The sequence below is a fragment of the Synechococcus sp. 8F6 genome (genome assembly GCF_002252665.1).
Classification (GTDB): Bacteria; Cyanobacteriota; Cyanobacteriia; order PCC-6307; family Cyanobiaceae; genus Cyanobium_A.
The window spans coordinates 1-23,265 of sequence record NZ_NQKZ01000019.1 but is presented as its reverse complement, the minus strand read 5'-3'; the positions used below and the strand labels follow the sequence as shown (position 1 = coordinate 23,265).

Genomic DNA, 23,265 nt, shown 5'->3' with positions numbered 1-23,265 from the left:
GCCATGCCGCATCCCCCGGCCCCCTCACAGGCGACACGACGCGTGGCATGGCGCTGCCTAGCTGTGCTGGCCTCACTACTGCTGCTCGGTTGCCGCGCAAGCGATGGGCTGCCCAACGTGCTTTACCTCGGGGTGGAGGTGAACCCCGATGAAACGATCGACGCCAACCTGCTCGCCGACACCCGGCAGCGACTGGGTTATTTAGAAGCTGGCTACAGGCAGCTTTACCCCAACACCCGATTTCAGGTCAGCCTCTACCCCGAACAGCAACTGGCCTGGGCGATCCAACGCCGCAACCGGGCCGGGCTGGGCCCCGATCTGCTGCTGATCAACGGGGACATGGCCGTGCAGCTGTTGGATGCAGGTGTGATCGCGCCCTTCCCGCGAACTGAAGTGGATCTCAACCCGTTCGATCCCCAGGTGCTCGATCGGCTGCGCAACTCCTCCGGAGAACTGGCCGGGCTGCCATTGCTGGTGCAGACCCAGCTGGCCTGCTTCAACCGCCGGCGACTGCCAGTGGCACCAGCCACCCTGGAGCAGCTGCTCGACACCAGTGCCAAGGGCCATCCCGTGGGCCTCTCGATGGAGGCCTACAACCTCTTCTGGACAGTCGGCAGCCTTGGTGCGATCGACGCCATCGATACAGCCGCTGCCGGTAGGCAACCCAGCGGGGCCCAGCAGCAGGCGATCGAGCGCTGGCTCACCTGGCTGCAAAACGCCAACAACCAACTGCGGGTGACCTTTTACGCCAGTCACTCCTCGGCAGAGGCGGAATTCCAGGCGGGCCGGCTCGACTGGTTCCCCTGTCGCAGCTCGGCCATACCCCGGCTGCGCAAAACCCTGGGGGATGGGCTCGGGGTGGCGCCCCTGCCGGGGGGCGAGGGGGGTAATGCGAGTCCAATCAACAAGCTGCGGGTGTTGGCCCTCGGCACCAACGCCAGCCGCAGCAGCCGCGAGCGGGCCCTGGCCTTCAGCTGCTTCAGCGTGAACCCCCTGAGCCAGAGGAATCTCACCCTGGGCTCCCAGGTGGTGCTGCCAGCCAACCGCTTCGTGAGGGTGCCGGTGAGCAGCTCGGCGACGCTTCGCGCCATGGTGACCTCGACCGAACAGGGCAGCCAGACCAACACCCTGGGGGAACTCATTCACAGCAACGATCCCCGGTTAGACAAGATCCAGACCCTGCTCACCACGTTGGTGTTTGGGGAGGTGCCGCCCAGCAAGGCAGGCCAGAGCCTGGTGGCGATCCTGCGGAACCGGCCATGAGGGAGCTGTTGCTGGAGGTGCTGGGCTGGCTGGGCTATCTGGAGCGGCCCGCCGTGCTGCTGCAACTGGCTGTGGTGATCGGGCTAATGGTGTTGCGGCGCTTTGCAGCCCGCCGAAACTGGCTACGCCAGCTGCGGCCGCGGGCCTACACCCCCCTGGCCCTTGTGGTGCTGGCGGCCAGCTGCCTGCTGCTGGCCCTGCTGGGGCTGCCCTACGGACTCAGCGGCCAGCTGGGCATGCTCTGGCTGGGCTGGTACGCCCTCAACCTGCTGCAGCCCCTGCTGCAACGCCGCCTCGGCACGGAAACGGCGCGGCAATTGGATAGCCGCCTGCTGCGGCCCGCCTATCTGCTGCTGGCGGCCCTGATGCTGATCAGCAGCCTCGACAGCATCAGGGATCTGGCCGTAGCCCCCCTGGGCAGCGTGCTGGGGGTGCCCGTCGATGCGGGCAAGCTGTTCAATGCCGGGCTGATCACCTACCTGGTGCTGGTGGGCTCGGGGCCACCGGCGGCGGGCGTGGCCTGGCTGGTGCAACGGGCCCTGGCAACCAGCGATAGCAGCCGCAAAGCCATGGAGTTGATGCTGCGTTACACCGTTGTGGGATTGGGGCTGGTGGGCGTGGGGATGCACCTGGGCCTCAACACCACCGCCCTGATCGCCGTGGCCGGCGGCCTGTCGGTGGGCCTTGGCTTCGGCATCAAGGAGGTGTTCTCCAACTTCGTGAGCGGCCTGTGGCTGCTGTTTGAGGGCTCGGTGCGCCCCGGAGAGGTGCTTCTGCTCGATGACGACCACTGCGAAGTGCGCAAACTGGGTCTGCGGGCCACCCTGCTCTGGCGCGACCGCGACAACGCCGAACTGCTGATTCCCAACCAGACCTTCTTCACGGAGGCGACCACTAGCTACACCGCCAGCGACCGCATGCGCCGCTGCCAGGTGGATGTGGGCGCCGCCTACCACCACGACCCCCATCAGGTGATCGCCCTGCTGGAGGCCACGGCCCTAGGGGTGGACACTGTGCTGGCGGAGCCGGCGCCGAAGGGCCTGTTGCTCAGCTATGGCGACTTTGCGATCAACTACGGGCTGCGCTTCTGGATCGCCAACCCGATCGAGGCCCCCGTGATCTCCAGCGCCGTGAACCTGGAGATATGGCGTGCCTTCAAACAGCAGGGCATCGAAATCCCCTTCCCCCAGCAGGTGGAGTATTCGATGGTGTGGCCGCCCGAGCAGCACCGGCCCAACGTCGACAACCACTAGCTCCTGGCCAGCCGACGCAGGTAGTCCTCCCGGCTGCCGGCGTTGATCCAGCCGGTGGCGATCGTTTTGGTGTGGCTGTGGCTGACGCGGCCGCGGTGAATGTGGGAGGGGCCCGCCGGAAAGATCACGAGCTTGCCCCGCTCCGCCTCCTCGTGGTGCTCCTGCCAGTGGAACTCCGTGCCGCCCTCGGGCACGTCGTTGCAGTAGAGGATCCAAGCCAGCACCCGGTGCACCGGTTCGGTGGCCTCGTCGCTGATCGTCCAGTCGCAGTGCCAGCGCTTGAAGCCCTCCCCCGGTGCATAGTGTTGCAGGTTGAAAATCGGATTCACAAACAACTGCTGCTCCGGACAGCAGTCGCGAAACAGGGGGCGCTCCTTGAGGTACTGGCCCAGGGCCGCATTCACCCCGCGCAGGATCACCTCGGCCAGGGCAAAGGCTTCGGGATCGCTGCGGTCGATCGCCACCAGGCTGATGTCGGTGGAGATCTTGGCCGGCTCAGCGCTTGCTCCGGCCCCGGCCGCGCCCTCCGGGCCAAAGGCCACACCGGGGCGCTGCAGATCGGGCCGGCGCTCGAAGAAGGCCATCACCCCATCGGCGAGGGCTTCGAAACCGGCGTTCCGGTAGGGCGCGATCAGGTCCATCAGGGGGACTCCTGCGGGAGGGCGAGCCAGGGAATGGCCACCACGGCATCCAACGCCTGCCAGCGCTCCGGCCCAGCCACGAGCCCGGGCAGCAGACCCACCCGCTCCAGGGCCTGGGCCACCCGGGCGGGATCCAACGGCCCAGGCGGGCCTAAAGGCATCACCAGCACCTGCTGCTCGGCAGGGTCGGCCATCACCTGAAGATCCAGATCCTCCAGACTTCGCTCAAAGAACAGGCGCCGCATCCGAGTGGTCACCACCGGGCCCAGGGCGGCCGCAAAGGCCTCCAGGCCCTCGCGGTCGCCGCTGCAACCGCAGTTGAGCGAGAGCCAGATCATCAGCTTGGCCCAGCTCTCCGTGCTCCAGAGCGGCTGGAAGCTCTCGCGGTGCTGCCGCACCAGCTCACCGATGGCGAAATCGAACAGCGTTGCCTGCAGGTTGGTGGCCTTCATGCCTGCCATCCTGCTCAGCGGCGGGCAGACTGCACAAGCATGTGCCGACCACATCCATGGCCCTCGACTTCAACGACCCCGATCTGGAGTTCGGCGATCTCGTGTACGCCTACCAGAGCTGGGTGATGGCGGTGATCAACGACGAGAAGCTGGGCGGCGACGAGAAGCTGCTCACCGACGAGATCGCCGACGACGCCCTCAACGCCATGCGCTTCCTGCCGGGCGAAGTGACCAGCGCCATCGAAACCAGCCTCGCCCGCGTCTATGACGTGGATGCCGACGAACTCGCCAGCCTGCTGTTCCCCGAAGGCTGACGCCCCCCAGGCGCGCCCATGCCCCAGCTGCCCGTTGATGCCCACAGCCTCCGGGGAGACCAGGTCGCCGCCGCCCTGGACTCCCCCCTGGACCGGGGCCTGAGTCACGCGGAAGCGGAGCAACGCCGGAAACTGTGGAGAACCAACGCCTTCAGCGAGGGAGGCGGCACCCCAGCCTGGCGGCGATTTCTGGGGCAATTCCACGATCCCTTGCTCTACACGTTGTTGGTGGTGGGGGCGATCAAGGCGCTGCTGCACGAACCCGGCGAAGCGCTGGTGATCTGGAGCGTCACCTTGATCAACGCCTTGATCGGCTATGTGCAGGAAAGCAAAGCCGAAACGGCGATTGCCGCCCTGGCCCGCTCGGTGCGGACCGAAGTGGAGGTGATCCGTGACGGCCTGCGCCAGCGCCTGCCGCCTGAACAACTGGTGCCAGGCGACCTGGTGAGCCTGGAGGCGGGCAACAAGGTGCCGGCGGACCTGCGCCTGCTCCAGGCGCGCAACCTCAAGGTTGACGAATCCAGCCTCACGGGCGAATCGCGACCTGCGGCCAAGGACACCATGGCGGTGGAGCGGGACGCCGCCCTGGCTGAACGCCTGGGCATGGTCTATGCGGGCAGCTTCGTCACCAGCGGGCAGGGCCTGGGCCTGGTGGTGGCTACCGGAGCAGCCACCGAGGTGGGGCAGATCTCCAGCTCGATGCAGCAGCAGGTGAACCTCAGCACGCCGCTGACGCGCAAGTTCCGCCGGTTCAGCCACACCCTGCTGAAGCTGGTGCTGGTGCTGGCTGGCCTCACCTTCCTGGTGGGGCTGCTGCGCGGTCGCGACGCGGCCGAAATGTTTGACGGGGCGGTGGCCCTGGCGGTGGGAGCGATTCCGGAAGAGCTACCGGCGATCGTGACGATCACCCTGGCCATCGGCGTGAATCGCATGGCCCGCCGCAACGCGATTATCCGCAAACTGCCGGCGGTGGAAGCTCTCGGCAGCACCACAGTGATCTGCTCCGACAAAACCGGCACCCTCACCCAGAACCGGATGACGGTGCAGGAGATCTATGCCGGCGGCGCACTGGTATCCCTCGAAGCGCTGTGGCCGGGCAATGGAAGCCCAGACGAGGGTGACGAAACCGATTCACTAGCCAGCACCGATCCCCTGGCCAGCAATGTGGCCCTGCGCGAAACCCTGCTGGCAGGCCTGCTGTGCAACGACGCCCGGCCGAGCCAGCGCGAGGGCCTGGTAGGGGATCCCACAGAAACCGCCCTGCTGCAGGCTGCCCAGAACGTGGGCCTGGATCGCCAGGAGGCCCTCGATGCCCACCCACGCCGGGATGCCGATTCCCTTCGAATCGGAACAGCAATACATGGCCACGCTGCATGGCAGCCATCGGCTGCTGATGAAGGGATCGGTCGAAGCGGTGCTCGCCCGCTGCAGTCGCCAGCTCAGCGCCGCCGGCCAGCCCGAACCCCTCGACGGGAGCTCGATCACCGCAGCGGTGGCCGCCATGGCCAAGCGGGGCCAACGGGTGCTGGCCTTCGCCATCGGCAGCACGGACTCCAACCAACACCAGCTGCACCCACGCCTGCTGGAGGAGGGGCTGGATTTTCTCGGCCTGCAGGGGATGCTCGATCCGCCGCGTCCCGAGGCCATCGAAGCCGTGGCCGCCTGCCAGGCCGCGGGCATCACCGTCAAGATGATCACCGGCGACCACCTCGAAACCGCCCGCTCGATTGCCCTGCAACTCGGCCTGGGCCAGGGGGAGACGGTGAGAGCCATCGATGGCCGCAGCCTGGCTGCCCTGGCCGACGACGCCCTGGTGGATTGCGCGCGCCACCACGACGTCTTCGCCCGGGTGGCACCGGCTCAAAAGCTGTCGCTGGTGAAAGCCCTGCAAGCTGATGGGGCGGTAGTGGCCATGACCGGCGACGGCGTCAACGACGCCCCAGCCCTGAAACAGGCCGACATCGGCATCGCCATGGGCCAGGGGGGCACGGAAGTGGCCCGCGAAGCCGCCGACATGCTGCTCACCGACGACAACTTCGCCTCGATCGAAGCCGCCGTGGAGGAGGGGCGGGCCGTGTACCTGAACCTGCGCAAGGCTCTCGCCTTCGTGCTGCCGGTGAATGGCAGCGCCTCGATGACCATCCTGCTGGGGGCGGTTTTCGGGCTTGAGCTGCCCGTGACAGCCCTGCAGGTGCTCTGGCTGAACATGGTCTGCTCCCTGAGCCTGTCGGTGCCGCTGGCCTTCGAACCGCGGCCCCCAGGATTGATGCAGCAACCGCCGCGGCCACCGGCCCAGCCTTGCGTAGGCGCTCTCTGAAGAAAGCCACTGTAGTTGCATCTGGTATGTCATTCATCACTCCAAGGCCAACAAACTTCTCGAAGGAACGACGGTCATTTACTTGGAATTCGACCTCTTCATCGCTTAAATTGAATAGCTGCTGGAGCACCAGCATCTTGAAAAGAATCAGTGGATCTATCCGTTTGCGGCCAGCATTGCTTTTGCGCTCTTGGCTATAGCCCTTATCAAGCAAAGGGCGGAATGATTCCCAAGGAATCGATTCAGTAAGACGTGTCAGAACAGGCTTCCTCTCTTGGAGCTTTGCAACTCTTTGTTGTTCGTCCCAGAAACCTCGCTGGCCCATGGAAAGCATGTAATCTTGGAGCCTTGGTATAATTCAAATTCGGTCGCTATCAAGCGGTCTTGCGATTTTTCGAGGTGCCCTTAATGAGCTGAGCTATATTATAGATCGGGATTCTAAAGGGGTTAGTGAAAAACTGCAAATCCCTGGCTGGAAGCTTGGAGGGTGGAAGGCGGAGACGCTTGAGCATTCCTATGGCTCAAATTTTGGTGATATCGAATTGGCCTCAAACTATTCAGTGGCTCAGTTTGATATGGTTGTAAAGCGGCCTGCCAGCTTTTTCCTGTGGAAGTTGATGCTTCCTCTGGTGGTTGTCGTTTTGTCTGCTCTCGTGGCATTGCTTGTCTATCCCCAGTCACTTGATGCCCGCTTGGCCCTGCCGCTTGGATCACTATTAGCAGCTATTTTTCTTCAAAAGAGCTACTCAGATACTATCCCGGATTTAGGTTATTTGGTGCTGATGGATAAAATTTATCTGTTGGCTTATCCACTGATCCTTTTGGTTATGATCCGTGCCATCAAGTCGTATACAACGACCTATACCCCCTCTGATGCAGAGGTCCTGGAGATTCGCAAAGACGATCGCAAGGTGATGTCCATCCTGGGGATCGTCTTCCTGCTTGGCTCGGTTCTGATCGTCGCCCTGCGCTGATCAATGCAGAGCCCTCGCCGTTCAACAACCGCTGAGGGCCTCCAAGATCGGTTGGAACAACGAATCAGGGCCACCGCTCCAGGCTCCGGAGGACCAAGGATGGAGACGGTGAGCAGGTTGCGCTCCTGAACCGGGCTTACCCCAGGCGGTCGCTGCCGCAGCAGAATGGAATGACTCGAATCCCTGCCCGTGGTGCAACAGCCCTTGTCCGCCGTGATGAGCACCCCGGTGCTGAGCGTCACGAGCGATTCCCCCCTGCAGGATGCTGTGAAGCTGATGAGCGAGCACCACATCAGCGGTTTGCCGGTGGTGGATGGCATTGGCGCCTTGGTGGGCGAGCTCAGCGAGCAAGACCTGATGGTGCGCGAAAGCGGCTTCCAGCCCGGCCCCTACGTGATGCTGCTCGATGCGGTGATTTACCTGCGCAACCCGCTCAACTGGGACAAGGAGGTGCATCAGGTGCTGGGCAGCACCGTGGGCGAGGTGATGGGCCAACACCCCCATAGCTGCAGCGCCGAGCTGCCCCTGCCGGCAGCCGCGGGCCTGCTGCATGAGCGCAGCACCCAACGCCTGTTCGTCCTGGATGGCGAGCGCCGCCCGGTGGGTGTGCTCACCCGCGGCGATGTGGTGCGGGCGTTGGCGGCTGCGGGCTAAATCAGAAGTATCAGCCGATCAGGGCCGGGCTAGCTGCCTTGAGCTCTGAGGCCAATCAACGATGGCCCCCTCTGCCACCAGCCAGATCCGTTCCCCTGGGGAGCAGGGATGGCCTCCGGTCAGGCGGCCGTAGGCGGGTAGGGCTAGGCGCTCACTGGTTTTGCAGTAGCTGAAGCAGGGCAGCCGCAGCCGATCGGCACCCCGGCCCACCACCGCCACTGGATGCAGGTGGCCGCAGAGGTTGAGCATGCCCGCCCGGGGCTCTGGAATGTGGCTCAGCCACCAGGGTCCCAGGGCTTGGGAAGGCTCCTGCGGCAGCCCCTCGATCCAGCTGCCCTGCTCATGGTTGCCGCCGATCAGGCGCAGCTTGCAGCCGAGCAGCTCCGGTAGGGCAGCCAGCTTGGCGCGAAGTTCGCCGGTGAGCCCCAGGCGGCTGTGGATCAGGTCTCCCAGCACCACCACCTGCTGGGGCTCCAGCTGATGGGCCAACTCCAGGAGCCCATTGAGGGTCGCGCCGTCGCCATCACTGGGCAGGGGAATGCCATGGGCCTGGAAGGTTTCCACCTTGCCCAGATGCAAATCCGCCACTAATAAGGTCCGGCGCTGGGGGTCCCACGCCGCCTTGGCTCCAAGCAGCTGCAGCGGCTGGTCCCGCCATTCAAAGCTGACGCTTGCTGCAGCAGAGCTTCGGTCTGCGTTCACACCATGCCCTTGGCGCATCGGACGTGGGAGCGTGTAGGGGCCATCATCGGTAACGCTGGTGCTACAGGATTCATCCGATCACCTGTTGACCCTGGCCCCGTACCTGCTGGGTCGGGTGCGTCGTGGTGTGGTCGGCAGCAGTCGCTATGCCCAGCGCCTGCGCGAGCAGATTCGCCAGGCTGCTGCTGACCCCGCTGGGCGAGCCGTTTTGATCAGCGGCGAGCCGGGGCTGGAGAAGGACAACCTCGCGGCCCTGATTCACTTCGGCTCTGCCTCGCGCCGGCAGTGGCTGGTGCGCCTGGATGGGTCCACGCTGCGGGCTGATGGCGCCAACCTGTTCGGCCAGTCAGGCAGTGATGGCGACGGGTCTTTGCTGGAGTGCCTCGGGAATGGTGCGCTGCTGATCGACAAGCTCGACCAGGTGCCGTCGTCACTGCAGCTCAGCTTGCTGGAGCTGGCTCGCACAGGGCATTGGTGCAGTCCGGGGGAGGGCAGCAGACCGCGCCAGTTCAGCGGCAGGGTGTTTTTCACCGCCGAGGCCGCCCTGCCTGCTTTTGATCAGGTCTGCGATCTGATTCGGGTGCCGCCGTTGCGGGTGCGGCGCCAGGACCTGGGCGAATGGTTGCGCTATGGGCTGCGCCAGCAGGCCCGTAGCTCCGGTTGGGAAGTCCTGCCGCAGGTCAGTGATGCGGTGGTGAGGCGACTCCAGAACTATGACTTTCCCAACAACTTGCGCGAGCTGGATGGGTTAATCGCTCGGGCCATGGAACAGGTGCGGCTCCAGGGCAGTGACAAAAAGAGTCCCCAGGGGGTGCTACTGCCTGAGGATGTGTTCTGGACAGCCAATCGTCCGCACCGGCTGAGATTCGATCTCTGGCGTTGGCGCCCTCCCCTGCGTCAGCTGTTGCGTCAGCCCTCGCTTTGGGCTGTCCTCAAATTTGGGGTGGTGAGCTGGTTGTTTGTGGCCGTGAACCTATGGCTGTGGCTGGGGCCTCAGTCTCGGGACCACAACGGCGCTCTCAACCTGTTCTGGGCTTGGTGGTGGCCCCTGATTCTGTTGTCGTACCCCCTGGTGGGTCGACTCTGGTGTGCGGTGTGTCCCTTCATGGTTTGGGGAGAGATCATCCAGGGGCTGGCCCGGCGGTTGGGTTGGCAGCCCAGGCCCTGGCCGCGGGGTGAATTGGACCAGTGGGGCGCGCCCGTGCTGGCTGCCGGCTTCGCTGGGATCCTTCTCTGGGAGGAGCTGGCAAATCTGGAGAACACCGCCTGGCTCAGCAGTTGCCTGCTGCTGGGCATCACCGCCGGTGCGGTGCTGGGCTCCCTGCTCTACGAGAAGCGTTTCTGGTGCCGTTTTCTCTGCCCAGTCGGTGGCATGAATGGCCTTTTCGCCAAGCTCGCCATGACTGAATTGCGGGCCCAATCGGGCACCTGCAGTGGCAGCTGCAGCAGCTACGGCTGCTTCAAAGGAGGGCCTGCGGTGGGGGAGGGACTGGCTACCGCCGGCTGTCCACTTGGCACCCATCCAGCCCACCTCACCGACAACCGCAACTGCGTCCTCTGCTTCACCTGCGCCGCTGCCTGCCCCCATCGTTCGGTGCAGCTGCGCCTAAGGCCACCGGCTGCCGATCTCCAGCGGGAGATGGATCTGCCCGCTGGAGAAGCGGGCCTGATCCTGGTGCTGGCGGGCGGCGTCACCCTGCATCATTGGCAGCGGCTGTTGGGCTGGTTGCCGCTGGCGCCCGAGAGTTTGCAGGCCGGTCCATTGCTGGCGCGCCTTGCTATCGGCCTGCTGGCGCTGGCGTTGCCGTCCCTTGGCTGGCTGGCATTGCGCCGCCTGCTGGGTCTCTCCACCAGCACCCTTTACCTGCTGCTGCCATTGCTCTGGGCTTTGCTGGTGGCCCGGCACCTGCCGCTGGGGCTCCAGGAGGCGGGACTGTTGTTGCCGGTGAGCTTCGGCTGGCCGGATTTGCCCCACTGGAGGGCCGACACTCACGTGATCGCTTTTTGCCAGAGCGCGGCCGTGCTGGTTGGAGTGGGGGGCACAGCCATGCTGATCCCCCGTTTTCAGCCAGCCGGCTGGAGCCGTTGGGGCGGATTGGCTCTGGTCCTGGCGCTGGCGGCGGCTGGACGCTGGTTGGTGACGGCTTAAACCAGGCGGGATCCAGAAGCGCGCTGTTGCTGTTGCGGGTCAAAGACCGCGGCGATGCTGCGGATCAGCCAGCGGCCCGAGGTGGTGACTGTGAGCAAGCCAAGCCGACCGCTGGTTTCCAGTCTCACTAACCCATCTTTGGCCAGCTCCTGCAATTCTTGCCACTCTCTACTGAAGCGATCAAGGTCGATGGTTGCCGCGAATTCGCACATCACCTGACGGATCAATTCGCGCCGCTCCAGGGTCTCCGCATCCTTCACCACTAGACCGCGCTCCACGGGCAGGCGACCCTCTTCGAGGGCCCGGGTGTAGGCCTTGAGGTCCCGTTCGTTCTGGGTGAATAGGTGCGGGAATTGGCTGATGGCGGTGGGCCCCACCCCCAGTAGCTCCAGCTCCCCACCGGTTGTGTACCCCTGAAAGTTGCGATGCAGCAGCCCAGCTCGGGCGGCCTCTGCCAGGCTGTCGCCGCTCAGGGCGTAGTGATCCATGCCAACAGCCTCGTAGCCAGAACTGCAGAGCAGCTGCTTGGCGTCTTCGAGCATCATCAAGCGGTCGCGCTGGTTGGGTAGATCGCTGGCGGCAATTTTGCGTTGCAGTGGCAACTGCTCCGGCAGGTAGGCAAAGGAGAACAGGGAGATCCGATCAGGGCGCAACTGCAGCACCAGTGCCAGGGTCTGGCGGAAGCGCTCCGGTGTCTGGAGTGGCAGGCCGCAGATCAGATCCACATTCACGCTGTTGAAATCCGCTTCCCGTAGCCAGCCCATCACCCGGAGCAACTGCTCCGCTGGCACGATTCGATTCACAGCCTTCTGCACTTCTGGATTGGCGTCCTGAATGCCAAAGCTGATGCGATTGAATCCCAGGCCCCGCAGATGCAGCACGTCATCACGACTGAGGAATTCTGGATTGACTTCAATGGATGCATCGAGGTTGGGATCGAGCTCGAAGTGCTGCTCCAGTAATCCCCAGAGCCGGGCGGATTCTTGCTGATTGAGGTAGTTGGGGGTACCACCGCCCCAGTGCAGTTGGGCGACCCGACGTCGTTGTGGCATGACGGCCCTGAGGAGCTCAAGCTCGATCCCCAATGAGGCCAGGTATGGCTCCACCACCTTGGAGCCGAGTTGGGTGGTCACCCGGTTGCAGCCGCAATACCAGCAGGCATGGCGGCAGAAGGGCACATGCACATAGAGCGAAAGTGGGGCGCTGGTTGGTTGGGCAAGTTGCCGGCTGAGCTCCCCTGCTCTAATTCCGATCTCAAACGCTGCTGCGGTGGGATAGCTGGTATATCGGGGAACGGGCTTGTTGTACTTGTGCAGCAGCTCGATCGGGCTGAGCGCAGGGGCGATGGCGGGCATGGGCGTGAGGGGTTGGGTGGGTGTTGGGATGAGTTGCTGCCTTAAATCTCGGCGAGCTCGGCTAGCAGTTTCTGGGTGAGCTTGAAGGCCGCTACGGCTTCATCCAGCAACTCTTCTTCCTCTGCTTCAGATAGATCCATCTGCTCAAAACCGTCATGCAGGGCTTTTTTTAGGGCAGGGATCTCTTGCTCAAATGACCAAAACTTCAGTGCTGATAAGCCATGGCGGCTAAGGATGGCGTTGGCCTGGCCCCCCAGTTGCTGTCCGCCGGAGAGATCCCCGCCGTAGCGCACATAAACGTGCGCCATCAGCCGGTGGGGTGCCTGGCGAGCCAGCAACTTGATCTGCTCCAGCCAGCTGGCTGCTGCAGCTGATGCCGGTGTTGCTGGCAATGCGGCGAGCTGCTTCAGGTCGTGCTCTAAGGCGTGCCTGCGGGCCAGATCTGACCAGGGCATGTTCGTTGCGCCAAGGGCGGTGGCCAAATCGGGGGCCTCCTGCTCAAGCAGGGTGTAGGCCGGCAGCAGCGCCCTCAGCAGGCCTGCCAGCTGCAGCGGCGTGGCTCTGCCTTCCAGCAGAGCCCTGGAAAACTCCATCCCCTCCGCCTGATGGTGGGCCTTGCCGATATGGGTATGCAGTTTGCGCAACCGTGGACCAAGGGTTTGACTCTGCTGCGAGGTGGTGGACAGGGAAGGAGAGGAGAGCATCGGACCTGCCCAGGACGGGCGGAGTAAACTCAATCAATGATATGCCACTACCGTTGTTACACTGTTCCGTGATTTCCAAAACGTTGCAATGCTCCCCATGGCCATACCCTTTGAGCCCCAGCCGGGCCCGCCGCTGACGGATCTCCTCCAGCTGCAGTTGCTAGTGGCTCCGTTCCCAGCGCTCAGCGGGGATGGCCAGCTGCGCGAACTGATGCTCGAGCGACGCCGTCATCAGGGGATCGGCGAGGCGGGCCTCTGGTACTGCCCGCCGAATCTCAGCTCAATGCTGGGTGTGGTTGGCCGGCGGAGCGGGATCGATCAACCAGTCCCAGCAGAGGGGATTGTCATCCTGGATCCCAGCGTCGCTGTCTGGCTGCAGCTGCGGTTGGGTGGCGATTTACGGCCCATGCTGCTCAGCAGTGCCTGGCTGATGAGCGAAGCGATTGATCTACCCTCCCCCGCGCCCCTCGCTGACCTGGCCTGGATCATCTAGTTGCAGCAGCAGCCAGGCCTCCGGTAACGATGCGTCTGGCTGCTGTTTGATCAAAGCCGCTGGCTTTCAGGGCTTGAAGAAATAGCTCGCTGAAATTTGCGAGCACCTCGTGCGGGTCCATGCCGATCGCCTTCAGGTCCTTAGCCAGGGTCTGCAGGATGGCCAGAGTGATCGGCAGGGCTTTGCGGCTGACCGTGCCGGCGGATGCCTGCGCTGCACCAAAATGGCCTTGCAACCAGCGCTCCGCGTAGCCCAGATGCTCTCCTTCATCGCTGATCACAGCGGCTGTGATTGGCTGGGCGTAGGCGTCGGCCACCGGCAGGTAGGCGTGGTAAGCCGAAAGGGCAAAACACTCCACAATCAAGCCCTGAATCACCAGGCAGCCCGGTAGGTCGCCCTGCTGGTTGCACCTCAGGAACAGCTCGTGCAGTGGGGCGAATAGGAGACGGGCTAGGCCTAGATCGGGCTTGATTCCAAGGTTGCGACCGCAGCCCATGAAGTCGCTGGCGTGGCGCCCTTCCATGGCGGCAAGTCGCTCCAGTTCCTGCTGATCATTTGGAATGGCGCGGGCAAGCAGTCGGAAGTGACGACCGGCAAGATTTTCACCCACCACCACCATGCCGTTGATGCGGCTGTAAGCATCGCGGTAGGCGGGGTTGGTGATGTCGGGCAGGGCTGCAAAGGGCATGGAAGTCATGAGGAGGAGGCGTGAAGAGGAGCGGCCAGGCGAATTCGACGGGCCAGGCCAAGTCGGCCCAGCATCTGGATGTGCCACCAGGTGAGATCGAGCTCCCACCAGCGAAAGCCCATGCGGGCACTACTGGGGTAGGCGTGATGGTTGTTATGCCAGCCCTCACCGAAGGTGAGCAGGGCCACCCACCAGTTATTGCGGGAGCTATCACCGCTCCTGTGGCTCACGTAGCCCCACCGATGGGTGGCTGAATTGACCAGCCAAGTTGCGTGATAGACAAGCACCATGCGGAGGGGAATGCCCCAGAGCACAAGGGCCCAACCACCGGCTCCGGTCGCCTGACCCAGCCCATAGAGAGCGGCCGCCAGGGGCAACTGCAGCAGCAGAAAGTTGCGGTTTAACCAGCGGTGGTAGGGAATCTGTTGCAGGTCGGGGGTGAGTTGGCGCACGAACTGCTTGGCTGGCACGGTGTGCAGCATCCAGGCGAAGTGGCTCCACCAGAAGCCGAGATGACTGTTGTGGTGGTCAGCTGGATCGTCGGAGTGCAGGTGGTGATGGCGATGCAAGCCCACCCAGTCGATCGGACCGTGCTGGCAGCTGAGGGCACCGCAGGTAGCGATAACCAGCTCAAGCCACCTGGGCACTTGAAAAGCTCTGTGGGCCAACAGACGGTGGTAACCCAGGGTCACCCCCACACAGGCGGTAAGCCAGTACAGCCCCAATAGGACCAGCAGTGCTGTTGGGCTCCAGAAGCGTGGCAACAGAGCAACCAACGCCAGCGCATGGATCGCCACCATGAACAACACCGTTCCGGTGCTGAACGGCAAGCGTCCAGGCACCACCTTCACCCCCTGCCTAAGGGCGGGCAGGGAAGTCGCTGCCCTCACGCGATTGCCCCAGAGGATGGCACCATCGGCTGGCTGAGCTGGCGCAAGAGCAAGCCTGCAAAGCGGGCCTTCAGGCCGAGAGACTTCAGCAACCGTGCCGGGCTAGCGGGCTCCTCCGCGCTGGATTTGATAGCCCGGAACACCTCCACCAGCTGATCGCGCAGCTCGAAATAGGCACGGCCATCCAGATCGAACACCACCGGAAAAGCACGCCGGGCTGTGCGGTTGGTGTTGCGCATCACCTCTTCATCGAAGCCACTGGGATCCATGCCCAGCAGCTTGTAAAAGTTGCCCCGCTCACACACCGTCAGGCTGTGGGTTAGAAACACACTCCACAGAAAGATGCGACTCAGTAACCGGCCGCGCAGTCCCTGCCGCAACCCCGGCCAGCAGCGCAGAAGCATATTGAAGATGTCGCCGTGGCGGTTCTCGTCCTGACACCAGGGCTCAAAGAAATCAAACAGGGGGGCGAAGTCGTTCTCTGGGTGGGCTTTGAGGTGCCGATCGATCAAGATGTAGCGCCAGTAGCCGATCTTTTCGGAGAGAAACACCGAATAGAGCACCCAACTCAGCGGAAACCAGGTGATCGGCCGCTTGACGCTCAAAGCCGGCAAATCGATCTCAATACCCTCGGCCACCAGGGCCCGGTTGAGAAAGCCGGCATGGCGAGCCTCATCACGGGCCATCAAATTGAAGAGGCGGCTCAACTCTGGGCGGCCTGCCTTTTGAAGCTGGCGCGAGAGCTCTTTGAACAGCAGAAAGCCGGAGAATTCCGACACGCAGCTGCGCACTAAATAGCTCTCGTAGGCTACTTTCTCCTCTGGATTCAGGGCCCGCAGCCGATCGAGGGGGGCCTTGCGATCGAAGTGATCGCGGTTGTAATCGGCCTCCATCTCGTTGAGCATCGCCTCGAAGGCAGCGCGCTGGCCCACGAGATCGGTCTTGGCGGCCTTGTCGATTTCGGTGGTGTAAAAGCGCGGGGTGAGCAGGTTTTCGCGCAGGTGGGGAGCAGAGGTGGTCATCAGAGGGAGGGGGTGAGGGCGGCAGCGCGGGCGTAGGCCAGGGCATCGGGCCCGTGGCGATGGCCGTGAAACCACTGCTGGAGTTCCATCAGCCAGGGCAGCCGCGCGGCTCGCAGGGTTTCGGCAACCTCCCAGCCGGCAGCAGCGGCAGCGACGGCCTCGCAGTGGGCAGCCCGGTGGCCAGGGCAAAGGCAGCCGCGCTGAGCGAGCCAGCGCTCCTCTAGCCGCAAGTGCAGGCGCAGCCCCCTCACCAGCAGGAGGCAGTCGCGGCGATCAGCGAGCAGCTCCAGAGCACTGCGCTCCTTGTCGGCTAGGCAGTGGCGATCGACCAGATCGTCAAGCAGTGCTTCGAGACGGTCGTGCTGGCGCTCCAACAGTCCCTCCTGCTGGGGCCACTGCAGCGGCCACATAGCCGGTGCGGCGGCGGGGGGCAAGGGATGGGGAGGCGCGAGGGACTCAGGCGACATGGACGCAGCAACAACAGGACAACAGCTTAACGTCATAACGGCATCATGTTACGCAATTTACGCAGTAGCTAGAGTTTGTGGTGATCCGCTAGCACAAGGATGAGTTAAGATTTGATTGGTCTTTTTTGCCACCTCCCTCCCCGAGGACCCGATGGAAGCCCTGGCCGACTACTTCAAGGTGTTTTCAGAGCCGAATCGGCTTGCCGTGCTCCACGCCCTGCGGGCAGGCCCCCTCAACGTGACTGCCGTTGTGGACAGCACCGGCCTAAGCCAGGCGCTGGTGTCGAAACATCTCAAGCTGCTCACCATTGCCGGGGTGGTGCAGCGCCGACCAGAGGGAGCCCTCGTTTATTACGAGGTGGCTGACAAGGGGGTCTTCAAACTGATTGCCCAGGCTGAAAAGCTATTGCTTGCTTTTCGCCGCCACCAACTAGATGCCCTTGCCGCCTTTCTCTGATGGCAGAAGAGCAGACCAGTCGCCAATATCTCCGTGCGGCCTTGGAGGCTGGCGAGCGCAATTTTCAGGGTCTGCGGCTCGGTGGTATCGACGGTCTCGACCTCGACCTCTCTGATTGCAACCTGGAGGGCAGTTGTTTTAAGGAAGCACGTTTCGGCCATGCCCGCCTGCGGGGGGCGCAGGTGCAACACTGCTGCTTTCAGCAGGCGTTGCTGTGGGGAGCAGACCTCTCATCAATGCAAGCCCAGGGATCCTTCTGGCACGAATCCGACCTTTCTGGCTGCCGCCTTCAGGAATCGAACTTTGATCGGGCCGTGATGCACCGCTGCTGTCTACGCGGCGTTGTGGCTGCTGGCAGCAGCTGGAAACAAGCGCGGTTGGTTGAAGCCGATTTCCGCTCTGGACTCGACCAACTCACGGATCTTGGCCATGCTGATTTCGCGGAGGCTGACCTCAGTTTTGCCCTGTTAGAGGGCGCCAATCTGCGGGGCGCCAACTTGCAGGGCAGCTGCATCTATGGAGCCAATCTTCGTAGCTGCAATCTGCGCCAGGCGGATCTAAGTGGTTGCGACCTGCGCGATACCCAGCTGCAGGGAGCCGACCTGGAGGGTGCCTGCTTGGCTGGGACCCTTCTGGCGGAATCCCAAAGATCCTGATCTAAGCCCTGCCCATGGCGCGTTGGTAGGCCGGCCGGGCCTGGGTGGCTGCGATCGTGGCCTGCACGTTGGGGTAGGGCGTTAGATCGATCTGGGGGAAGAAGATCGGCAGATAGGCCAGGTAGGCATTTACGGCGCAGTCGGCAACGCTCCAGGCTGGATCGCCCCAGGGCCCTGCCAGTAGGGAGCGGCCGCCTGCCAGCAGCCCATCGAGCACCCCCAGCAACTGGGGGAACTCCCGCTCCCGGTTGGCAGGCACAAACAGCGCCACCGCCAGGGTGGCATTGGCAAACAGGATCCACTGGTTTGCCAGGGCTCGCTGGGCCGCCACCTCAGCTGCCGTGCCAGTGAATTCGTTGGCGTGGTGATCGGCTAGGTGCAGCAGAATTGCGCCGCTTTCAAACAGCTGCAGCGGTTGGCCGCCTGGTGCTTGCAGGGTTTCATCCACCAGCGCTGGCACCTTGGCGAAGGGGTTAATGGCACAAAAGTTGTCTCCCTTGTGCTCGCCTGCCTCCATGTCGAGCTGAATCCAGTCGTAGGCAATCCCCTTCTCCTCCAGATACCAGCGGGGCATGGAGGCGCGGCTGCGGGCGCCGCCGTAGAGCTTCAGGGGCATTTATTAGGGCTGGGTGGTTTAGGAGTTGCGGCAGAGCCTTTGAATGTCGGCAATGCGATAGAGGCTGGCCTTCTCCGCACCTCGGGCTGAACGCCATTGGCTGCAGAGGGATGGCTTTGACCCTTCAGCGGCGATAATTGTTGCAGTAGTAGACGCGTCAGCCATGACCATCGCCTTGTTGATTGCTCTGGCCGGTTCCTTGGCCCTGATGGCCGTGATCGTCAAGCGCCTGGAGCAGGCCTGAGCCAGCGGCTGCATGAAGGGAGGCACGACTCAGCTGCACAGGATTGCTCTTGGCCTGCTTCCGGTACGAGCACCACTAATTCATCGCCGCCCTGACGGCAGAGCAGGTCGCCCTCGCGGATCACATTCCGAAACAGATCCGCCACGATCTTTAGTACTTGGTCGCCCACGTTGTGGCCGAACTGGTCGTTTACAGACTTGAAGCCGTGGAGATCGAGCTAGAGCAGCGCGACACCGCGGCCATGGCGCTCCAGCTGCTCCATCAGCATCGAGCGGTTTGCCAACCCGGTGAGGCTGTCGTGCTGGGCCATGAAGTGCACGGCCTGCAGCATGCCTACGTAGTACTGGGGCTCGAGGCTCTCGTCGCGCACCGTGGAGATGTTGAGGTGATGGCTTCTGATCTCACCGCTGAGTACCAGGTTCCAGATGTCGCCCTCCCAGAAGCCCTTGTGCAGCACCTCATCCCACATCCGCTTGCAAAAGTGTTGTTGGCCATCAGGATCCGGGGATCTACCCTCACGACGGTATTCCTGAAATCAAACGCTAGCTATGGCGCCTTCGGCTCGCTCGGCTGCCCTAGGAGGAGCTTAATTTGAAAATCCTGCCGCTAGGATTGGATTAGCAAAGCTTTTAATCCATGCTGACCGAAGTCAATCCTGGATTTCATGTTTGGCACGTCTAGTGTGATCATCAAGGGGTGAGTCATAAAAAAAAAGGAGTGGTTGAATGATTTTAAGGGCACCGACATCCCTTCTGTGGGCGGCGCGATCCTGATGCGCCCCACCGCTTCCCTGAGCCTCTATTTGCAGATGGTTGGCCGGGCCCTGCGGCCCGCACCTGGGAAGCAGGAGGCCGTGATCCTCGATCACGTAGGCAATGCCCATCGCCATGGCCTGCCGACCGATGAGCGCGAGTGGCACCTGGCCGGTCGGCGCCGGCGGGAGGGGGTCTCGATTCCGATCAAGGACTGCCCGGTCTGCTTCTGCAGCTGCCCCAGTGCTGTGCAGGTCTGCCCGGACTGCGGCCACTTGTTCCTGACCGAGGAACGCGATGAGCAGCGCCGTGGGCTCCAGCAGCTCGAGGGCGAACTGGTTGAAGTCACGGGCGAAGCCCGCCACCGGCCCAAACCCAACCAGCAGCAGAGGCCCCGGCGCACGCACCCGGCAGCTGGCTGCCGGACCTTCGAGGAGCTGCTGGAGCGGGAGCAGGGGCGCGGCTAGCAAGAGCGGCTGGGCCAGGCACGTCTGGGGCGCTCGGCAGCGCAGCACTTAATCGCTGGGCAAGCGAGCAGCTGCCAGTGGCCTTAGCGTTGACAGCAGTGCTTTCAGTGCAAGCGGGAGTCGCCCATGGCCACGCTCACGATCCGCAACCTCGACGAGCGCACCAAAGCGCAGCTGCGCATTCAAGCCGCGCGCCATGGACGTTCCATGGAGGAGGAAGCGCGCACGATCCTCCGCGCCGCCATCGAAGCCCGGCAGCCCGTCGCTGGTGGCAAGGGCCTTGGCAGTCGTATCCATGAGCACTTTGCCCAGCTCGGTGGCGTGGAGCTGGAGCTGCCTGAGCGATCTTCCCTGCCGACACCAGCCGAATTCGACAGCGACGCGGAGCTTGCGCGCTGAGGACACCACTTTCAGCAAGGGGAGGGTTGGCCGTGATCGTGCTCGACACCAATGTGATCTCGGAGCTGATGCGCCCGCAGCCAGAGCCACGGGTGCTGGCCTGGGCCGATGGTCTCGATCCAGAGTCGGTGGCGATCACAGCCATGAACGAGGCTGAAATCCTGCACGGCCTGGCCCGGCTGCCGGATGGCCGCCGTAAGCAACAACTGCAGCAGAGCTGGGATGCGCTGGCGACCGATCTGTTCGCGGGCCGGATTTGGCCCTTCACCAGCGAGGCCGCCCACTGGTATGGCGAACTGCTGCGGCGACGCGAACGGCTGGCCCGGCCGATGGCCACAGCGGATGCAGTGATCGCGGCCACGGCGCTGGCCCATGGAGTTCCCCTGGCCACCAGAGACACGGCCGACTTCGCGGAGATCGTCCTGGAGTTGATTAACCCCTGGGACGTGCCCTGACCCGCCCTGGCCTTTGTGCCTAGAGCCGCATGGTCTGGATGGTCTCCACCGCGCTGGAGGCCTGCTCGGGCAGGGAATTCCTCAGGGCCTGGAGCTGGGGCAAGAGGTCGCGTACCGCTCGGCGCGGCACCAGCTCAGCAATGGCCTTGCCGCGGCGGGTGATCACCACCGACTGACCGGCTTCCACCACGTCAAGCAGGCTCGAGAGCTTGGCCTTGGCTTCTGCTGCCGTCACCTCACGGATGGCCACAACCAACGATCGAGACCCCATTTCTAGGTCCGTCTTGCTGGTGTCAGGGCTAGAGCCAATCTCAGATCCCAACGGCGAATGATCTGAACAGTGCGAGTCGACGGGCCTATCCGTTGCCGGCGGCCGCCAGAGAGCGCTCTAGGGCCTTCTGCGCAAAGGCATTGAGGCTTTGATCGCTGGCCTGAGCGCGTAGGGCCAACTGCTCATGCAGCTGCGGTGAGATGCGCAGGTTGAACTTGCCCGAGAACTGCCGGCGCGGCTCGATCCCCTTCTCGCGGCAGATCTCCAGGAAGACATCCAACGACTTGCGGAACTCCCGGCGCAGCTCCTCGGGACTGGAGCCATAGAAGTCAGCCCCACCAGTGAGGCCAAGGATCTCGCCGCGAAACAGATCAGTGTCTTCGTCGTAGTCGATGCGGGCGTGGAAACCGCCCTGGGTCATCAGGCTCATGGGGTAACTCCGTGTTGTTCAAGCCAGCGGCGGATGGAAGCGACAGCTCCCTTGTCGGTGTTCGGCGAGGGGTGGGGCCTGTGGAACACCCGCACCTCGTCGAACAGAACAACCGCAACGCGGCTGCCTTCCCGTTCGCTGATCTCTGCGCCGAGCTCCTGAAACAGGGCAAGCACGTCGCGCCAGGGAACACTGCCGCTGACAGGCCTGACGAAGATCAACTCAAGGGTGCGCTGGTGCTTGCGCTTCATGTACTAACGGTACTGCTTTTTGGTACTGCTGCCAAGTCGTCGCGCTGCAGTTGCCTGGCTGATTTGAGTCGTATTGGCTGCCGGGCCGCTACAGCCAATACCTGGCAGGTATTCGCCAAATCGCCAATGCCTGCCGCAGGCCACCACCCAGCCCGGCAACAGGAGGCATGGCCTCCTCCCCGTCTGAACACGAGATCCAGCAACGCATCCGCCTGACTTGCGGACGAGGGGTGGTGCGGCTCTGGCGTAACAACACCGGTGCCCTGGTCGACCAGCAGGGGCGCTTCGTGCGCTTTGGGCTGTGCAAGGGCAGCAGCGACCTGATCGGGTTGCGCTCACTGGAGATCACGCCCGAGCTGGTCGGTCAGAGCATTGCCCAGTTCGTTGCCCTGGAGATCAAGACGGGCTCCGGAACCGTCAGTCCCGAGCAGCGGGCCTTTCTGCAGCTGGTACAGCAGCTGGGCGGCTTGGGCGGGGTCTGCCGCTCGATTGCAGAGGCCCAAGCGGTCCTGGACCTGGATCCCATGGCCGGGTCGGTCCAATGAACAGGCCCGAACTCCGCAAGCAGCTGCAGGCCTTGGCCCGTCGCTATCCCGGCATCCACCCGTACACGCTGGTCCTCCGCTTCCAGGCCCAGACGGGCCGGGTTCTCACCGTTCAACAGGTCGAACAGCTCTTGGCCGAGCCAGGAAATGACCGAGACCAGCCTGCCAAGCTGTAACAAGCTATGGCTAGCAGTGCCAAGCAGCGTTTAAGATTGGGCTATGGCACAAGCAAAGAAGCCCGTAAAGCGCACGTACCAGGCCGTCCTTGACTGGCAGGACGAGTCCCGCAGAGCCTTCGGGAAGATGCTTCTCAACTGGCGGCGCCGTAACGGCTGGACCCAGTACACCGCCTGTGAATGGGGCACAGAAGCCGAGTTTGAGGTGATCTCCTACGGGAATCTCTCGGTGATAGAGCAGGGCAAGGCCGGTGAGCTGCGCCAGAAGGCCTTCTTCCAGCTCGAGGAGCTCAACCGTCGCCTGGAGGAGAAGGACTGGGGACCGGTCAAGTCGCAGCGGTTGAAGGACCAGTTGAAGGATGCGGAGCCCCTACACGGCGATGACGGCAAGCTCTGGGATGCCGTGGACTTCTGGAGCTGCTACATCGGCTATGTGCCGGTGCCCAGGGCCTTTCAAGCAGCGCCAGCGCCGACCCTGACCTCGAAGCGCGCCGAGGAGATCTGTCAGAAATGGCGCCAGCACGTGCGCCGCGTGATCAAGGAAGGCGGTCTCGACGTCACCCAAGCCCTGGAGCAGCTGGTCAAGGGTGCACCGAAGGAGCACCAGAAGCGTTTCTCAGAGGTGCTGGCCATCGACGACTACAGCTCGGTTGAGCTGGCCCAGCTCTGGGTTGATGGCGAGGATTTCCTTCCCGAGCAGTGGATCGGCGCCTGGGAGCAGAAAGCGCTGGGTGCCTGATCGGCCGCTCTGGCGGACGCAGCCAGGGACAACCCAGACGATTGCAAGCAGAGCCTGGAGTTGCGCCTAGCGTTAGCAAGCCGCTAAGTTCAGGCCAGCGGGCACAAGCCCGGCTCTCTGATGTCATGACCCAATCCCTCGCACGCGCAGGCGTGCCAACCGACGCTCTTGAACTGCTCGACGAAAAGGGCAGTGCCGAGCGAGCTCTCACTGTCGCCCTGGCCTCCTTTCAGGAGCAGGTGCAGGCCGTTCCATCACTTGATCTAGCTGCTGTGGTCGAAGCAGCCAGACCAGCCTTTGCCTCGGGCATTGCCTTCAGCGCCCAGCTGGTCGACATCCACGGCCGCAACAAGTTGCGGGTCACGGTGATGCTGTCTGCCGACAATGAAGTTGGCCGGTCGGCGACAAGCTCGTTGGCCGGTGGGGTGAGTGCTGGAGAGCCTGGTGCCGATGCGCAGGGACCAGGGGA

29 protein-coding genes and 5 pseudogenes are annotated in these 23,265 nt (G+C 63.4%); 18 read left to right on the top strand and 16 right to left on the bottom strand.

Annotated elements, in window-relative coordinates:
* Positions 1-63: 63 nt before the first annotated feature.
* Both CJZ78_RS11610 and CJZ78_RS11605 read left to right on the top strand, forming a co-directional pair.
* Positions 64-1,263, top strand: a complete 1,200-nt coding sequence (locus CJZ78_RS11610; RefSeq protein ID WP_094561483.1) for an extracellular solute-binding protein — start codon at positions 64-66, stop codon at positions 1,261-1,263.
* On the top strand, positions 1,260-2,516 hold the full coding sequence (locus CJZ78_RS11605) for a mechanosensitive ion channel family protein (RefSeq protein ID WP_094561482.1): 1,257 nt from the start codon (positions 1,260-1,262) through the stop codon (positions 2,514-2,516). Before CJZ78_RS11610 ends, CJZ78_RS11605 begins: the two co-directional genes overlap by 4 nt.
* On the opposite strand, the gene CJZ78_RS11600 is transcribed toward CJZ78_RS11605, so the two are convergent.
* Together CJZ78_RS11600 and CJZ78_RS11595 are read right to left on the bottom strand one after the other, a co-directional pair.
* Entirely contained in the window at positions 2,513-3,157 is a 645-nt protein-coding gene (locus CJZ78_RS11600; RefSeq protein ID WP_094561481.1) for a 2OG-Fe(II) oxygenase, read from the bottom strand. The genes CJZ78_RS11605 and CJZ78_RS11600 overlap by 4 nt on opposite strands.
* A complete protein-coding gene (locus CJZ78_RS11595) occupies positions 3,157-3,618 on the bottom strand; it encodes a protein phosphatase (RefSeq protein WP_094561480.1) in 462 nt (153 codons plus the stop codon). The genes CJZ78_RS11600 and CJZ78_RS11595 overlap by 1 nt, the downstream gene beginning before the upstream one ends.
* Before the next feature lie 47 nt (positions 3,619-3,665).
* Here CJZ78_RS11595 and CJZ78_RS11590 point away from each other — a divergent pair, with 47 nt between their 5' ends.
* From CJZ78_RS11590 to CJZ78_RS14835, 4 genes and pseudogenes are all read left to right on the top strand, one after another.
* Complete coding sequence (locus tag CJZ78_RS11590; RefSeq protein WP_094561479.1) at positions 3,666-3,923, top strand: hypothetical protein; 258 nt, start codon at positions 3,666-3,668, stop codon at positions 3,921-3,923.
* Between the two features lie 18 nt (positions 3,924-3,941).
* Positions 3,942-4,931, top strand: a pseudogene (locus CJZ78_RS14845) (HAD-IC family P-type ATPase); the annotation flags it as partial.
* Positions 4,932-5,232: 301 nt separating this feature from the next.
* Positions 5,233-5,310: pseudogene (locus CJZ78_RS14840) on the top strand (hypothetical protein); the annotation flags it as partial.
* Positions 5,311-5,316: 6 nt separating this feature from the next.
* Positions 5,317-6,240, top strand: coding sequence for an HAD-IC family P-type ATPase (locus CJZ78_RS14835; protein WP_369802063.1), 924 nt, complete (start codon positions 5,317-5,319; stop codon positions 6,238-6,240).
* A gap of 40 nt (positions 6,241-6,280) precedes the next feature.
* Here the strand turns inward: CJZ78_RS14835 and CJZ78_RS14830 are convergent.
* A pseudogene (locus tag CJZ78_RS14830) lies at positions 6,281-6,376 on the bottom strand (transposase); the annotation flags it as partial.
* Positions 6,377-6,800: 424 nt separating this feature from the next.
* Between CJZ78_RS14830 and CJZ78_RS11575 the strand changes: the two are divergent.
* Entirely contained in the window at positions 6,801-7,214 is a 414-nt protein-coding gene (locus tag CJZ78_RS11575) for a hypothetical protein (protein WP_094561478.1), read from the top strand.
* A gap of 216 nt (positions 7,215-7,430) precedes the next feature.
* Positions 7,431-7,868, top strand: a complete 438-nt coding sequence (locus CJZ78_RS11570; RefSeq protein ID WP_094561500.1) for a CBS domain-containing protein — start codon at positions 7,431-7,433, stop codon at positions 7,866-7,868.
* A gap of 18 nt (positions 7,869-7,886) precedes the next feature.
* Here CJZ78_RS11570 and pdeM read toward each other — a convergent pair whose 3' ends face one another.
* On the bottom strand, positions 7,887-8,588 hold the full coding sequence (pdeM, locus tag CJZ78_RS11565; protein WP_094561477.1) for a ligase-associated DNA damage response endonuclease PdeM: 702 nt from the start codon (positions 8,586-8,588) through the stop codon (positions 7,887-7,889).
* A 64-nt stretch (positions 8,589-8,652) separates the two neighbouring features.
* Between pdeM and CJZ78_RS11560 the strand changes: the two genes are divergently transcribed.
* Complete coding sequence (locus CJZ78_RS11560) at positions 8,653-10,719, top strand: 4Fe-4S binding protein (protein WP_233128761.1); 2,067 nt, start codon at positions 8,653-8,655, stop codon at positions 10,717-10,719.
* Here CJZ78_RS11560 and hemN read toward each other — a convergent pair.
* Complete coding sequence (gene hemN, locus CJZ78_RS11555; protein ID WP_094561475.1) at positions 10,716-12,074, bottom strand: oxygen-independent coproporphyrinogen III oxidase; 1,359 nt, start codon at positions 12,072-12,074, stop codon at positions 10,716-10,718. The genes CJZ78_RS11560 and hemN overlap by 4 nt on opposite strands.
* A 41-nt stretch (positions 12,075-12,115) precedes the next feature.
* A complete protein-coding gene (locus CJZ78_RS11550; protein ID WP_233128753.1) occupies positions 12,116-12,718 on the bottom strand; it encodes a biliverdin-producing heme oxygenase in 603 nt (200 codons plus the stop codon).
* A gap of 157 nt (positions 12,719-12,875) precedes the next feature.
* Between CJZ78_RS11550 and CJZ78_RS11545 the strand changes: the two genes are divergently transcribed.
* Positions 12,876-13,271: a hypothetical protein gene (locus CJZ78_RS11545; RefSeq protein ID WP_094561473.1), complete on the top strand. Its 396-nt coding sequence runs from the start codon at positions 12,876-12,878 to the stop codon at positions 13,269-13,271.
* Here CJZ78_RS11545 and CJZ78_RS11540 read toward each other — a convergent pair.
* From CJZ78_RS11540 to CJZ78_RS11525, 4 genes are all read right to left on the bottom strand, one after another.
* Positions 13,264-13,968, bottom strand: coding sequence for a long-chain fatty aldehyde decarbonylase (locus CJZ78_RS11540; protein ID WP_233128751.1), 705 nt, complete (start codon positions 13,966-13,968; stop codon positions 13,264-13,266). The two genes, CJZ78_RS11545 and CJZ78_RS11540, sit on opposite strands and share 8 nt — an antisense overlap.
* A complete protein-coding gene (locus tag CJZ78_RS11535) occupies positions 13,965-14,759 on the bottom strand; it encodes a fatty acid desaturase (protein WP_094561499.1) in 795 nt (264 codons plus the stop codon). Before CJZ78_RS11535 ends, CJZ78_RS11540 begins: the two co-directional genes overlap by 4 nt.
* A gap of 86 nt (positions 14,760-14,845) precedes the next feature.
* Positions 14,846-15,871, bottom strand: coding sequence for a magnesium-protoporphyrin IX monomethyl ester (oxidative) cyclase (gene acsF, locus CJZ78_RS11530; protein WP_094561471.1), 1,026 nt, complete (start codon positions 15,869-15,871; stop codon positions 14,846-14,848).
* Positions 15,871-16,338, bottom strand: coding sequence for a hypothetical protein (locus CJZ78_RS11525; protein WP_143592915.1), 468 nt, complete (start codon positions 16,336-16,338; stop codon positions 15,871-15,873). Before CJZ78_RS11525 ends, acsF begins: the two co-directional genes overlap by 1 nt.
* 115 nt (positions 16,339-16,453) lie before the next feature.
* Here CJZ78_RS11525 and CJZ78_RS11520 point away from each other — a divergent pair, with 115 nt between their 5' ends.
* Positions 16,454-16,795: an ArsR/SmtB family transcription factor gene (locus tag CJZ78_RS11520; protein WP_369802061.1), complete on the top strand. Its 342-nt coding sequence runs from the start codon at positions 16,454-16,456 to the stop codon at positions 16,793-16,795.
* A complete protein-coding gene (locus tag CJZ78_RS11515; protein WP_094561469.1) occupies positions 16,795-17,451 on the top strand; it encodes a pentapeptide repeat-containing protein in 657 nt (218 codons plus the stop codon). Before CJZ78_RS11520 ends, CJZ78_RS11515 begins: the two co-directional genes overlap by 1 nt.
* 1 nt (position 17,452) lies before the next feature.
* Here CJZ78_RS11515 and CJZ78_RS11510 read toward each other — a convergent pair whose 3' ends face one another.
* The 3 genes and pseudogenes from CJZ78_RS11510 to CJZ78_RS11500 form a co-directional block, all read right to left on the bottom strand.
* Complete coding sequence (locus CJZ78_RS11510) at positions 17,453-18,067, bottom strand: glutathione S-transferase family protein (protein WP_094561468.1); 615 nt, start codon at positions 18,065-18,067, stop codon at positions 17,453-17,455.
* Between the two features lie 221 nt (positions 18,068-18,288).
* Positions 18,289-18,516: pseudogene (locus CJZ78_RS14825) on the bottom strand (GGDEF domain-containing protein); the annotation flags it as partial.
* 12 nt (positions 18,517-18,528) lie between these two features.
* On the bottom strand, positions 18,529-18,780 hold the full coding sequence (locus CJZ78_RS11500) for a hypothetical protein (RefSeq protein ID WP_094561466.1): 252 nt from the start codon (positions 18,778-18,780) through the stop codon (positions 18,529-18,531).
* A gap of 303 nt (positions 18,781-19,083) precedes the next feature.
* On the opposite strand from CJZ78_RS11500, the gene CJZ78_RS11495 reads away from it, so the two are divergent.
* From CJZ78_RS11495 to CJZ78_RS11485, 3 genes are all read left to right on the top strand, one after another.
* Complete coding sequence (locus CJZ78_RS11495; protein WP_143592914.1) at positions 19,084-19,530, top strand: hypothetical protein; 447 nt, start codon at positions 19,084-19,086, stop codon at positions 19,528-19,530.
* Positions 19,531-19,656: 126 nt separating this feature from the next.
* Positions 19,657-19,929, top strand: a complete 273-nt coding sequence (locus CJZ78_RS11490; protein ID WP_094561464.1) for a plasmid stabilization protein — start codon at positions 19,657-19,659, stop codon at positions 19,927-19,929.
* 32 nt (positions 19,930-19,961) lie between these two features.
* Positions 19,962-20,384: a type II toxin-antitoxin system VapC family toxin gene (locus CJZ78_RS11485; protein WP_094561497.1), complete on the top strand. Its 423-nt coding sequence runs from the start codon at positions 19,962-19,964 to the stop codon at positions 20,382-20,384.
* Between the two features lie 19 nt (positions 20,385-20,403).
* Here CJZ78_RS11485 and CJZ78_RS11480 read toward each other — a convergent pair whose 3' ends face one another.
* From CJZ78_RS11480 to CJZ78_RS11470, 3 genes are all read right to left on the bottom strand, one after another.
* Positions 20,404-20,634, bottom strand: a complete 231-nt coding sequence (locus CJZ78_RS11480; protein WP_233128760.1) for a type II toxin-antitoxin system Phd/YefM family antitoxin — start codon at positions 20,632-20,634, stop codon at positions 20,404-20,406.
* 106 nt (positions 20,635-20,740) lie between these two features.
* Positions 20,741-21,085 carry a type II toxin-antitoxin system HicB family antitoxin gene (locus CJZ78_RS11475; protein ID WP_094561462.1) on the bottom strand — a complete coding sequence of 115 codons (345 nt, stop codon included), beginning with the start codon at positions 21,083-21,085 and terminating at the stop codon, positions 20,741-20,743.
* Complete coding sequence (locus CJZ78_RS11470; protein ID WP_094561461.1) at positions 21,082-21,336, bottom strand: type II toxin-antitoxin system HicA family toxin; 255 nt, start codon at positions 21,334-21,336, stop codon at positions 21,082-21,084. Before CJZ78_RS11470 ends, CJZ78_RS11475 begins: the two co-directional genes overlap by 4 nt.
* A gap of 167 nt (positions 21,337-21,503) precedes the next feature.
* Here CJZ78_RS11470 and CJZ78_RS11465 point away from each other — a divergent pair, with 167 nt between their 5' ends.
* The 3 genes and pseudogenes from CJZ78_RS11465 to CJZ78_RS11450 form a co-directional block, all read left to right on the top strand.
* The gene (locus CJZ78_RS11465; protein WP_094561460.1) at positions 21,504-21,881 is read left to right on the top strand and encodes a VRR-NUC domain-containing protein; all 378 of its coding nucleotides are present in this window, start codon (positions 21,504-21,506) and stop codon (positions 21,879-21,881) included.
* A gap of 303 nt (positions 21,882-22,184) precedes the next feature.
* Positions 22,185-22,796, top strand: a complete 612-nt coding sequence (locus CJZ78_RS11455) for a hypothetical protein (protein ID WP_094561458.1) — start codon at positions 22,185-22,187, stop codon at positions 22,794-22,796.
* A 125-nt stretch (positions 22,797-22,921) separates the two neighbouring features.
* Positions 22,922-23,265: pseudogene (locus CJZ78_RS11450) on the top strand (hypothetical protein); the annotation flags it as partial.

Coding starts and splice junctions, on each gene's coding strand:
- CJZ78_RS11490 (WP_094561464.1), top strand. CDS start 19,657: ATGGCCACGCTCACGATCCGCAACCTCGACGAGCGCACCAAAGCGCAG.
- hemN (WP_094561475.1), bottom strand. CDS start 12,074: ATGCCCGCCATCGCCCCTGCGCTCAGCCCGATCGAGCTGCTGCACAAG.
- CJZ78_RS11465 (WP_094561460.1), top strand. CDS start 21,504: ATGGCCTCCTCCCCGTCTGAACACGAGATCCAGCAACGCATCCGCCTG.
- CJZ78_RS11470 (WP_094561461.1), bottom strand. CDS start 21,336: ATGAAGCGCAAGCACCAGCGCACCCTTGAGTTGATCTTCGTCAGGCCT.
- CJZ78_RS11515 (WP_094561469.1), top strand. CDS start 16,795: ATGGCAGAAGAGCAGACCAGTCGCCAATATCTCCGTGCGGCCTTGGAG.
- CJZ78_RS14835 (WP_369802063.1), top strand. CDS start 5,317: ATGAAGGGATCGGTCGAAGCGGTGCTCGCCCGCTGCAGTCGCCAGCTC.
- CJZ78_RS11595 (WP_094561480.1), bottom strand. CDS start 3,618: ATGGCAGGCATGAAGGCCACCAACCTGCAGGCAACGCTGTTCGATTTC.
- CJZ78_RS11545 (WP_094561473.1), top strand. CDS start 12,876: ATGGCCATACCCTTTGAGCCCCAGCCGGGCCCGCCGCTGACGGATCTC.
- CJZ78_RS11475 (WP_094561462.1), bottom strand. CDS start 21,085: ATGAGCCTGATGACCCAGGGCGGTTTCCACGCCCGCATCGACTACGAC.
- CJZ78_RS11540 (WP_233128751.1), bottom strand. CDS start 13,968: ATGACTTCCATGCCCTTTGCAGCCCTGCCCGACATCACCAACCCCGCC.
- CJZ78_RS11525 (WP_143592915.1), bottom strand. CDS start 16,338: ATGTCGCCTGAGTCCCTCGCGCCTCCCCATCCCTTGCCCCCCGCCGCC.
- CJZ78_RS11495 (WP_143592914.1), top strand. CDS start 19,084: ATGCGCCCCACCGCTTCCCTGAGCCTCTATTTGCAGATGGTTGGCCGG.
- acsF (WP_094561471.1), bottom strand. CDS start 15,871: ATGACCACCTCTGCTCCCCACCTGCGCGAAAACCTGCTCACCCCGCGC.
- CJZ78_RS11590 (WP_094561479.1), top strand. CDS start 3,666: ATGGCCCTCGACTTCAACGACCCCGATCTGGAGTTCGGCGATCTCGTG.
- CJZ78_RS11510 (WP_094561468.1), bottom strand. CDS start 18,067: ATGCCCCTGAAGCTCTACGGCGGCGCCCGCAGCCGCGCCTCCATGCCC.
- CJZ78_RS11605 (WP_094561482.1), top strand. CDS start 1,260: ATGAGGGAGCTGTTGCTGGAGGTGCTGGGCTGGCTGGGCTATCTGGAG.
- CJZ78_RS11455 (WP_094561458.1), top strand. CDS start 22,185: ATGCTTCTCAACTGGCGGCGCCGTAACGGCTGGACCCAGTACACCGCC.
- CJZ78_RS11600 (WP_094561481.1), bottom strand. CDS start 3,157: ATGGACCTGATCGCGCCCTACCGGAACGCCGGTTTCGAAGCCCTCGCC.
- pdeM (WP_094561477.1), bottom strand. CDS start 8,588: ATGCGCCAAGGGCATGGTGTGAACGCAGACCGAAGCTCTGCTGCAGCA.
- CJZ78_RS11500 (WP_094561466.1), bottom strand. CDS start 18,780: ATGTGGGATGAGGTGCTGCACAAGGGCTTCTGGGAGGGCGACATCTGG.
- CJZ78_RS11570 (WP_094561500.1), top strand. CDS start 7,431: ATGAGCACCCCGGTGCTGAGCGTCACGAGCGATTCCCCCCTGCAGGAT.
- CJZ78_RS11535 (WP_094561499.1), bottom strand. CDS start 14,759: ATGGTGGCGATCCATGCGCTGGCGTTGGTTGCTCTGTTGCCACGCTTC.